The following is a 10,262-nucleotide window of genomic DNA, read 5'->3' as shown; positions in this document are numbered from 1 at the left end:
GCGCGGCGCCAGGTTCATCGGCCGCTAAGCCAAAATTGGTTTCCGACGCCAAGCGTGGACATGAACGCGACCGCTCGACCTCTCGGCCGGCGCAACCTGGGAATCTGCGCCCAGCACGACGTACGGCAACGTGTACGTCGACGGTTTCTCTATCCGCCCGCAGGTAGGGCTAGGACTACCTGGATGGTATTGCCAGAGTGCTGGTGCATAGCCGAATGACCATGAGAAGGTCCTGATACCTCTAAACAACAACGGAGCCTCGATGATCAACACCCAGACAATTGTTTCCGGGAAACTCAACCCCGTTTATGTCGGTGCGATTTCCCTTGCCATGGTGCCGCCGGTATTGCTAATGATAAACCTCCTTCCTGAGACTGCGTGGCCCGTCGATTATAGCTGGGCGAGCAATAATATCAGCGACCTTGGTAATGTCGGCTGTGGCTTCTTTGACGGACGCGAAATTTGCTCTCCCATGCACCTCATATTCAATATCGGCATGATAGTGCTCGGGTGTCTAGTCGGAGCAGGTGCGGTGCTGGCGCGCAGCGCGTGGGGCCGAGGCAGACGAGCAACCCTTGCCCGCAGCTGTGTTCTGCTGGCCGCTGTCGGTTACGTGTTGGTGGGAGTCTTCCCGGCGGATGTAAATCTCGGCATGCACCTGCTGGCTGCTCTGCTTGTCATGCCGATTGCGAATATTGGGTTGCTGGCCAGTGGATTCGTGCGCCGCGATTCGGCTATGTGGAAAGCGCGATGGACCTCTCGCGCTCTCGGAGCCGCCGCCTTCATCGCATCGTATTTGCATTTCGCCGGACCATGGCTCGGTATTGGTAAGGGCGGCATGGAGCGCATCGCCGTGTTCACTTTTCTCTTCTGGCTTGGAGGCATTGGGGTGCTCCTACTGCGCACGGCTCGGGACAGTGGCCGATTTGATCGGTGAAACACGTCTCGTGGCGCGATTGCGTCGGTTTACCCGTCGGATCTGACCGATGCCAACTGGACCTGATAGAGGATTTGTTGCGAGCGTCAATTTATCGGTTACAAGCGTCGGAACCGGAGAGGCGCAATGGTCGCAGACTGGCCCTGATCTGCTGTAATGCGGTTAAGATTGTGCCACATTGGGTCCACCCTGAAACGCGTACCCAGACGCGGCTTGCGAACGCGGTAAAGTGCCTGACCAGGCCGCGCTTGGGTTGGTTCGCACAGGTCCGGTTTGGCGTAGTTGGACTGTGACGCAGGCCCGGTTGTCGGGCCGCGGCTTGGCGTCGACGTGTCGACTGGCGCAAGCCGATGTGCGTGCGTGGGGCACGAAGGTCATGGGACTCGATCGCTTCGACTTCGTCTGATTGCGCACCACGCGGAGCCGTGGCCGTTCCGCACGAATCGGCCGGGCTCTGCCCGTTCTAAGCGCTGGTACGGGTGATCCAGACCTGGCTCGTCGGGTCCGCGTTCACCCACCGGAGCATGTCGTCGGAGAGCCGGCGTAGCTGGTGCGGATCGAACTCCTCGATCGGCGCGCCGAAAGCGCCATGGACGATGGCCAGCACCCGCCACAGCAGTCCGGTCCCGCTACGGCGGATCAACGCCAGTTCGCCGTTTACGCCGATACCCCACACCGTCCCCGGCGCCTGGGCGATCACTACCTCACCGACGTACGCGGTGAGAAGCTCCGCTGTGACCCGGTACCACGGATCGCGCGGCGCGTGGCCGGCGTCGGTGCCGCCGGCGAGCACGCCGTAGTACGACATCGCGAGCGTCGGCGCCACCTCGGCGAACTCCCGCTGGAGACGGTCCCGCGAATCTCGCAGCCACGCCCAGAGCTCGTCGAGTGACTTGCGTGCCCCGTCCAGGCGCATGCCGGTGAGGTCGCGCAACCGGTCGGTGAGCGGCAAGGTGCTCGTGTGCCACGCGGTCAGGGTCGCCTCCTCGGTGACGCTAAGCTGCGGGTCGCTTCCCGTGGTCAGCGCCGGCACGCCGAGCTCGGCGAGGCGTTGCAGCAAGTACGGCCGGTGCGACGGCTGGGTCCGCTCGAAGTCGATCTGGTACAGGTCACGGGCCTCGGCGAGCCGGCCACGCGATACCAGGACCCGAGCGTGCAGCCGGATCTCGGGAAGCCGGTACCGCCCGGCCTCCTCGATCGACTCGTGGCCGTGCCACCGCTCCAGCATCGCGTCCACCGACGTCAACGGTTCGAGGGCGGGCCGCAGCCGACCGGTAATCACCTCACCGAGCAGCACGGCGTCGTCGAGGTCACCGCTGTACCGCAGGACGCTGTGGGGGTGGACGTCCGGCAGCTCCAGCCGGACATACGCCTCGACCACGATCAAATGCTCGCCCGGTTCCCGGCCGTTCCAGTGGTCGAGGTTAATGACGTGGCTCAACTGGCTGTCGACGACACGGGTCAGCTGCCAGCCGTCCCGCTGGAAACCGGTGAGCCCCTCCACCGTCCGGGCAGCCCGGTCCATCGCGGCCATCCACGGCGGCCGCTCCTGCTTGGCCTCCTCCCACCGGCGCCGCACCGCCGCGGACAGCCGCCCGGTCGGCACGGCCGCAGCCGAGATCACAACGGCCTCCCGGTCGACGTGCTCCACCGCGGTCACGCCCGGCAGTGTCCGGAGGAACTCGACCATCCCGGTCACGAGGTCCTCGCGCTTCCAGGCGACCTCGTCGGCGAAGACCATCTCATGCGACCAATCCGCCCCGAACCCGGTCTCGCCAAGCCGCCACTCATCATCCACGGCGGTCAGTATGCCGTGGCCGCGCCGCAGGCCGGTGTGCCCGCGATCATGAAGCCGGACCGCGCTGCCGACACCGCGGCGCCGACGGTTGCTCGCCGCCGCCGTCGCCAACCCCGACGCGCCGGATTACCCGCATCCCGCACTGGACGGCGGTGCCGGCAAGCACCTCATGACCTGCCATGAAATCCGTCCGTGATGTGCATGTCGTAGGTGCTCGCGGTCGTCTCGGAGAGGCGCAGGTAAGCGGTGACACCAAGAATCTCCTTGCGGGCCCAGAGGATGGCGACACTCGGCGATGGCGCATCCACCGCGATGCGCCATCCGTCATGCTCCAATGCCCGCCGGTAATAGGCGACCACCGCGTCCTTCGCCGCCACGCCGTTCAGCCGTCCACCCGCGTAGGCAACCATGCGGTAGCAGCCGACGTACGCGTCAGAGAACACCAGTCCCTCGGGTGCTTGACGCAAGATCGACAGGCCAGCGAGGACCTGTCCGCGCTCATCGCAATGTTCGACCCGACCCGGCAACGTGAACGCGATGACAAGAATCGCCGCCACAAGGAGCACGGTGAAGACCGCCCTGATTCGCATCCGCCGAACGTAACGGCGCCAATCTCACACATGTCACCGAAAATCATGAGCTCGCCACAGGACAGCGCTTGCGGGGGCGCTCGCGGCCCAGGATCCGCCGACGGCTACGACCACCTGACGCGGGTAATCCAGCCGAGACTCGCGTATGGAACAACCGTCGTGTGAGACCGCTACCTTCCATCGAGCCTTGTCCTGCAAACCAGCGACGGCATACCAGAGGAAATGATCTGGCATATGAACCAGCGGGTGCTCACGCCCGACCTCACCGTTATCGTCATCGGTGATCCCGAACGATCACGGCAGCGTGCCCAAGCACGAGGCACTTACAGCCGATACCACCACGGCGAGACGGCGGCTGGAGCAAGCGAACGTGAGCGCTACCTCGAGGTGGCGGAAGCACTCAGTGCGCGCAGATTTCCCGTAGCCCTCATCGAAGCAGGCCTAAAGCCGGCCCACCAAGTCGCGGACAAAATCATCCACCACTACCTGAAGCTGCCACGTCACCCGGCGGCGGCATGAATCAGCGCATCGTAGGTCTCGGGCGTTCGACGGGCTTCGACACCGAGCGACTCCACGAAGGACGCTAGCTCACCTTGAACCACCGCCGTCTCATCCCCAGATCCGACCATCCGCTCAACCTCCAGGAACGTGCCCAGACCCCTGACCCGGTCAAGGCAAACCACTAAACCATTGCGTTGCGCGGTCCGGCGCGTCTTCACTATGCGCACCGTGGGACGGAACCCCATCGCTACGTCGTCCCCGTCGCCGGGTTGCTTTCGATGCTCGGAATTGATCCACACGATGCTGACGACCGTTGAACTGGGGCGCCGTTCACTCCAACGCGAGCGCGCCGCGGCCGCGCCCATACCGTGCCAAGGCGTCAGGTGTGACCACCGCCTTGCTCGCCGGGCAATAGGACGCTGTGGGACCTTCCTCGTCTTCGCACAGCCGGCACGCGATTAGGACACGCGTGCGACTACTCGGGTTCCCGTGGGTGATCCGCAGCCCCGACGCGCTCATCTGCCGATGAGCGGGCGCGTGCTCTCCGGTCCGGCGGGTGGTTTCAGCGGTGGATAAGCGACATCGTCGGCGCAGAGCGCAGGCCCGTCACTCAGCCTCGAAACCACCGTGTTCTCGGGCGAGGGCGAGCCACTGCAGCCAACTGACCCACTTCGGATCGGATTCCAGGGAAGCTCTTTGCTCTGGTGGCACTCTTGCGTACGCCGACAGTGCCTCATCGATCTCGCGCGTGGTCACCAGCCATCGATCGTTCGACCGGAGCTTGAACGCGGGAATGCCAGTCTTTCCCGGTACCGTCTGTGACCGCCAGTTGAGGTCGGCCGCCTGCCGGTCCTGTTGCGCCTGCTCATCGTCAGGATCGCCGACCGGGATCGCCCAATGTTCAGGGTCGGCCTCGTAGCCCATCCCGGTCAGCTGCATGTTCTCGTTGATATCCCAAAACCGGCGGTACGGGAACTCCGAGGGTCCGCGGCTGAGGAGATGGTGGAAATGCTCCTCACACTCCGGGTCATGAGCACAGCTCCGCCCGGATTTCCGGCAAGAAAAGAACTGATTCCGAGCTGCGGCGACGTCGGCCAGCTCCAGGTCGATTCCCACTCAGAGATCATCATTCGGCGTTCGCACATGCGCAACCTGATTTCGGAGACTGGCACGTGAGGTCCTGTTTCAACGCCTGGCCGTTCATTACCACATGGGTCAGATTCGGGGCCGTCGAAATGGCGGAAACATGCCGCGCCCGCCGCAGGCCTTGGGGCCACGTCACCGCCAGCGCTGCGGCGGCTGGACCACTGTTGTGCGGCAGCGCGCAGTAAGTGTTACGTGGGGATTGCCGCGTCCGCATTTAGCGGGCCAGGTCGCGCACCGGCGCCAGCCATCCCACGGTCGCGTACGGCACGGCGAGCTCGTCGCCCGACACGCGGTCACGCACTAGCCGCTCGATCTCATCCACAATGGCGTCGAAGGCGGCGCCAGCCCGCCGTTGCAACGGAACATGTGAACGCCACGCCGTGATCCAGTCGCAGATGGCGACCGTATGCCACAGCCGCTCCTGCAGCCTTCTCGGCGGATGGAAGAAACCACTTTCCCCGATGATCCGGGCGTGGTCCCGGCTCCGCCGCCGGTGCCCATACTCCGGGGCCCGGGACCGGATCAACGCTTCGACCTCTGCCTGCAACGGGTCGTTTAGCACCCGCCGGTTCCAGGCACACGCAAGCCAACCGTCGGGCTTGAGGATGCGGGCGGCTTCTCGAATTGCCCGCGGCCGGTCGGTGTCGTCGAGCGACGACCCGTACGTCACGAGATCGTAGTGCCCGGAGGTCAGACCGGTCCTCTCCCCGGTGCCGGCAGACCAGGTGACGCTGTCGCTCGGCCCGATGCGAGCCATCCCGACGGCCCGCATCGCGTCGTTCGGTTCGACGGCGTGAACCAAACAGCCTCGGGTGAGCAGGTCGAAGGTGAGATGGCCGGTACCCGCGCCGACGTCCGCGACCAGAACCGGGGGACGCCGGCCGGAAGCCTGGACGATGCGGTCCACAGCACGTGGCGCGTACGGCGGACGGCGCCAGTAGGTCGCGGCGAGCGCCGTGTAGTACTGCTCGACTGCGCGATCGGCGCCGGTCACCGCAGGCATCCTCGTTGTTCCGGGGAGATCCAGCGAAGCGGGCGCAGGGTTGCGGGGGAGCTGATCACGACGCGGCCGGCTTGCGATGTGTCTTCAGCAAGGCGGCACAACGAATGGCCTGGTTGCGGGCGTAGCCGCTATATGGAGCGCCAAGGCGGGCCGCAGTGGCGAAGGCAGGCACCGCCTCGTGGAACCTCTCCCGGACCATTAGGAACTCGCCGAGCAGTACATGCGCCTGCGCACTGAGCGGGTCCTGCCGTACCAGGGATCGGTGGAACCGCTCCGCGGCATCGAACATTCCCGCCGCCGCGGCGGCGCGGGCACGTGTGAGCACGACTAGGTACCTGTTCTCACAGGCGAGCAGACGCCGGTCGGGATCCGCCTCCTCGACGGCCCGGTCCGCTGCCCATTCCGCCTCGTCGAGCATGGCAGCGGTCTCCGCATGCGCGCCGCCCCGAAAGGAGATGAAGCTGAGGCCACGCCAGTAGGCACTGAGGAGGATAGGGCTCAACGACGACGAGGGAGCAGACTCGACGAGACTCCGCGCGAGTGTGCTCCACCGCTGGATCTGCTCCTCGGGTCGCTCCGGCGAACGGGCGTGATGCATGAGCAGGTTCAGTGCCGCGGGGATCCTCGCTGACACCTCGTTCTCCTCGCCAGTTGCGAGCCGCACGAGATCGGGATGGGACTCAGGAGCGAAGATCACGTTGTCCCGGCCGGCCAGCTTGGTCTCGGCGACGTGCCGAATGCGCCGGAGTTGGAGGGCGACCGGCGGCGGCCCTACCTGACTGTTCGGTTCCGCGCATTGCACAGCGATGGTTCGCCAGAAGCCCAGCTTGAGCAGGACCTGCGCGATCCGGAGGCGCGCTTCCGGCGCCAGCTTGGGCCACCACTCCAATTGCACGCAGAGGGCGTCCCACTCAGCCGTCCGCCTGGCCCCTGCCAACTGCCTAGGATCACTGATCCGCGGCACATCGGGATCGTCAATCATGATCATGTGACGCAGGATGCTCGGGGCAATCTCCTGATAGGGAGGGATCGGCTGGCCGGCCAGAAACTTGCGGCCCACGTCGGCCACGGACTGAGCGTGCAACGGCCCCTCGGCCGTGCGCAGGTCGAAGTACGACGCCAGCAGCAACCCGCTGCGGGCCCGCGCATTCGGGTCAGCTAGTGGCATGACGACCACCGAAGCTGACCGGGAGGACTGGTCGCAGACATGCCCACATCACCTCACTGCCGATTGCTGCCGGTTCATGTCGTCCGGGTCGAGCTGGTCACCCGAGACCAAGGCAAGGCCGTGCCCTCCACCCCGATTCGCGCGAAGCCTCCGGTTGGCGAATATCGCTACCGCTAGCGTCGCGCAGAACAGCAGCCAGCCGGTTGCCCGAGTCCCCCAAGCGTCGATGAGATAGCCACCGACTATGGGCCCGAGCGGCACGGCCATTGTGTTCAGCATCGCCACGCCTCCGACCGCCTGCCCGAAGACCGCATCGGGCACGGCTTCCACCAAATAGACACTGACCGCGACGTTGGTGACTGCTCCAACGGCGCCGACACCGGTCCACGCCAGCGCCACCACACCCGCGTTCGTGGTCGTTGCGAACATCAGGAGGAAGAGTGCCCAACACGCCGTTCCCGCCGCGAACACGAGCCGCGGCGGAAATCGCCGATTAAGTCGGGGCGCGACTAGGCCACCGAGTATCCCGCCGACACCCGTGCTGGCCAGGACCATTCCCACCATCCACGATGGCCAGTTGGCGTCATGTCCCGCCACGATGACGACCAGGATGACGACCTGGAAGACCGCATTCAGAGCCCCAACGATCAGAGCGGCATCCCGAACGAACGGGATCGACCAAACCCAGCGGAATCCCCGACTGACATTGACCCAGGTCGAGTTTGCGTCCGGTCGGCCCGACTGGCGCCTCGGCTCGAACCGGGAGGGTCGGAGGAGCAGGAGGGTCCCGAGCGTGCCAACGTAGGATGCGAAGTTGACCGCGAACGGAAGCCAGTGCGTGACACCGAACAGGGCGGATCCGATCGCCCGCCCCACCAGACGCGACGACGGCTGCTGCGTTTCGTACCAGCCGAAGGCAGACGCACGCTGCTCCTCGGACACCACGTCCCGGATCGCCGCAACCTGCGCGACGGTGAAGACGACGGAGAGGCTTCCTTCGACGAAGGCCACCATCAACAGCACCGCAAGGAGGAACGAAACGTTGTAGTAAACGCCGATGGTGACTAGCGCGGCACCGAGCGCTCCGACGGCCTGGCACCCCAGCATGACGTGCCGGCGATTCGAGTGATCGGCCACCAGACCGGCCGGTACCTGCAGAAGTATCGCAGGCAGCAAGACTGCGAACGCCACCCAACCGGCGAACACCGGCGATCCTGACAGTGTCAGTACGAGAAGCGGGTAAGCGATATGGGCGCCAGACGTGCCGACCAACGAGACCGTGCTGCCGATCCACAACCACAGGAACTGCTTGTTATGGAGAACGCCGTGGCTAGTCATGTCGAGCACTGCCCGACAACCAGGTCGACAACGACAGCAGATCGCCCGTCCCGCCGGCGCGTCTGATCGCGTCGAATAGGTGGGCCACCACGTCCGCACGGCGCAGGAGGAGGGAGAGATTCGCGCCCGGACACCGGCGCCGAATTGCGAGCACGACGCCCGCCCAGGGCCGTGGATGCATCGGGTCTTCCGCCAGCTCCCGTTCGAACAGCGAGATCGCCTGGTGGTCGTCGCCCAGCATGAAGGCCGACTCGCCCGGACTAGGCTTGATTGCGGACGGCGTACCGCCGAAAGTAGTGCGCGACGCCAGCAGCTTCATGTAGCTCGGCGACAGCGCGCTGCGGTGCCCCATGGGCACGCGGGCCTGATCGACGAGCTCACTCGGAGGTATCTCGCCGGCCGGCTGTCCCGACGACCAGCGATCGAGGAGCTGGCGTACGGTGTCGGCCTGCGGCGCCAGATTCCGCACACACCACGCGACCCAGTGCGCGGTGGACGTCTCCTCGGCGATGGTGTCCGCCTCCGCCGAGACCCGCTCGTCCCGCCAGCCCAGTACCGCCGTCGTCATGGCGTCGACGAACACAACTCCCTCGACCGTGAGGAGGCCCGACTTCCTGACCTCCGCCAAGGCCTGGTTGACCTGGGTCCGCCACCGAGCAAACTCGACCTCGGCCAAGGCCACGTCCACGTCGGGGCGCGTTCGATGCACTCTCCAGAACTCGGTGACTCCGATGTGCGCGTAGATGCCTTGCAGAAGTCCGCCGAGGGGCCGCGGGTCGTCCCGCCAGGGAGCGTAGAACGTGCGTTGGTCGTACTCCTCGTGTAGCCGCACCATGTCGGTGAGTGCCCCCAGCTTGGCGTGCTGGAACTCATGGATGAGGTTCAGAGCCATCTGGTGCTGGCCAGAGGGCGCTGACATGTTTATGGAGCCGAAGGCCTCCGTGGAGGCGCTGCTGGCACCCTCTCCCGTCGGACTCGCGGTCAACGGCACGATCGCCCGGAGGTCGGACGCCATAGGTGCGGCATATCCCCCGAAGTCCCGGTTCAACAATTCCCAGGCGCCGTCGAACTTCTCCTGCCATTCGCGCGCCATGTCGTCCGCGAGCCGACCAACCGTGGGATGGGCCGGGTACGTCTGCCGGACCCGGTCGAGGGGCCGGAACGGATCCACATCGTCCAGATACACCTCGAGGCCGTTGCCGTGCGGCGATCGCAGCCCCCGCAGTGGCTTCCAGCTCACGTCCTGGCCGTCGGACGGTTCGCACACGCGAACCTCAACCGCCGACCAGCGGACGTCGCGGAGGCCCGAACGGTCCCACCGAACCTCGCCTACCCCATCTACCTCCTCGGAGGATAGTTTGGCTAGTCCTTTCCCTGGCAGCAGCACCACGCCCGCTCGGATGACCACCGGCATCGCACCGGCCTCCCCGAGTTGAGCTGCGGCGCTGGCCGCGAGCCAACCGAGATAGCCGAGATCAGGCCACAATGGCTTGTTCGATGCGGATCCTCGCCTTATCCGTCGCATCGCGTACGACAACCAGGCACCGGTGTTGGGATACAGCAGCATCTCCTCGACCAATTGCGGGCGTTGCTCGTCTATCGCGCACAGGCGCTCGTATGCGGACCGGAGACCGCCGCGCTCGACGTCGCCTGGCCACCGCTCCGATGCCTCATTGATCAAGGTGGCCAGAATGATCAGTCGTCTTTTCAGTTGGCTGGCGCGAAGTGCCTGCATTGTCTCGGGGTGGCCGTAGCCTGCGCCCACGTCCTCCACGAGGCGC

9 protein-coding genes and 1 pseudogene are annotated in these 10,262 nt (G+C 65.5%); 2 read left to right on the top strand and 8 right to left on the bottom strand.

Features of this window, described 5'->3' with window-relative positions; translation table 11 throughout:
- Positions 1 to 262: 262 nt before the first annotated feature.
- Positions 263 to 937, top strand: coding sequence for a DUF998 domain-containing protein (locus BLV39_RS39175; protein WP_090803889.1), 675 nt, complete (start codon positions 263 to 265; stop codon positions 935 to 937).
- Positions 938 to 1,400: 463 nt separating this feature from the next.
- Here the strand turns inward: BLV39_RS39175 and BLV39_RS39170 are convergent, their stop codons facing one another.
- Together BLV39_RS39170 and BLV39_RS39165 are read right to left on the bottom strand one after the other, a co-directional pair.
- Positions 1,401 to 2,735, bottom strand: a complete 1,335-nt coding sequence (locus BLV39_RS39170) for a hypothetical protein (RefSeq protein WP_143050097.1) — start codon at positions 2,733 to 2,735, stop codon at positions 1,401 to 1,403.
- Positions 2,736 to 2,902: 167 nt separating this feature from the next.
- A complete protein-coding gene (locus BLV39_RS39165) occupies positions 2,903 to 3,325 on the bottom strand; it encodes a hypothetical protein (protein ID WP_090803884.1) in 423 nt (140 codons plus the stop codon).
- Positions 3,326 to 3,502: 177 nt separating this feature from the next.
- Between BLV39_RS39165 and BLV39_RS39160 the strand changes: the two are divergent.
- Positions 3,503 to 3,844 (top strand): annotated as a pseudogene (locus BLV39_RS39160) (nucleoside/nucleotide kinase family protein); the annotation flags it as partial.
- Here the strand turns inward: BLV39_RS39160 and BLV39_RS45240 are convergent.
- The 6 genes from BLV39_RS45240 to BLV39_RS39130 all read right to left on the bottom strand — a co-directional run bounded on the left by BLV39_RS45240 (position 3,826) and on the right by BLV39_RS39130 (position 10,255).
- The gene (locus BLV39_RS45240; RefSeq protein WP_373315434.1) at positions 3,826 to 4,071 is read right to left on the bottom strand and encodes a CYTH domain-containing protein; all 246 of its coding nucleotides are present in this window, start codon (positions 4,069 to 4,071) and stop codon (positions 3,826 to 3,828) included. The pseudogene BLV39_RS39160 and the gene BLV39_RS45240 sit on opposite strands and share 19 nt — an antisense overlap.
- A 361-nt stretch (positions 4,072 to 4,432) precedes the next feature.
- On the bottom strand, positions 4,433 to 4,942 hold the full coding sequence (locus BLV39_RS39150; protein WP_143050096.1) for a hypothetical protein: 510 nt from the start codon (positions 4,940 to 4,942) through the stop codon (positions 4,433 to 4,435).
- 244 nt (positions 4,943 to 5,186) lie between these two features.
- Positions 5,187 to 5,966, bottom strand: a complete 780-nt coding sequence (locus BLV39_RS39145; protein ID WP_176985315.1) for a class I SAM-dependent methyltransferase — start codon at positions 5,964 to 5,966, stop codon at positions 5,187 to 5,189.
- 64 nt (positions 5,967 to 6,030) lie between these two features.
- Positions 6,031 to 7,143 (bottom strand): hypothetical protein, encoded by a 1,113-nt coding sequence (locus BLV39_RS39140; RefSeq protein ID WP_090803871.1) that lies wholly within the window; start codon positions 7,141 to 7,143, stop codon positions 6,031 to 6,033.
- 48 nt (positions 7,144 to 7,191) lie between these two features.
- Positions 7,192 to 8,481: an MFS transporter gene (locus BLV39_RS39135; protein ID WP_090803869.1), complete on the bottom strand. Its 1,290-nt coding sequence runs from the start codon at positions 8,479 to 8,481 to the stop codon at positions 7,192 to 7,194.
- Positions 8,474 to 10,255 (bottom strand): HEXXH motif domain-containing protein, encoded by a 1,782-nt coding sequence (locus BLV39_RS39130; protein ID WP_090803866.1) that lies wholly within the window; start codon positions 10,253 to 10,255, stop codon positions 8,474 to 8,476. Before BLV39_RS39130 ends, BLV39_RS39135 begins: the two co-directional genes overlap by 8 nt.
- Between the last annotated feature and the right edge of the window lie 7 nt (positions 10,256 to 10,262).

This window comes from Asanoa ishikariensis (assembly GCF_900107455.1).
Lineage (GTDB): Bacteria > Actinomycetota > Actinomycetes > Mycobacteriales > Micromonosporaceae > Asanoa > Asanoa ishikariensis.
This window is presented reverse-complemented; position numbering and strand designations above follow the sequence as displayed.

Excerpts from the sequence above, each read along its gene's own strand:
- BLV39_RS39140 (WP_090803871.1), bottom strand. The coding sequence starts at position 7,143 with ATGCCACTAGCTGACCCGAATGCGCGGGCCCGCAGCGGGTTGCTGCTG.
- BLV39_RS45240 (WP_373315434.1), bottom strand. The coding sequence starts at position 4,071 with ATGGGGTTCCGTCCCACGGTGCGCATAGTGAAGACGCGCCGGACCGCG.
- BLV39_RS39135 (WP_090803869.1), bottom strand. The coding sequence starts at position 8,481 with ATGACTAGCCACGGCGTTCTCCATAACAAGCAGTTCCTGTGGTTGTGG.
- BLV39_RS39165 (WP_090803884.1), bottom strand. The coding sequence starts at position 3,325 with ATGCGAATCAGGGCGGTCTTCACCGTGCTCCTTGTGGCGGCGATTCTT.
- BLV39_RS39175 (WP_090803889.1), top strand. The coding sequence starts at position 263 with ATGATCAACACCCAGACAATTGTTTCCGGGAAACTCAACCCCGTTTAT.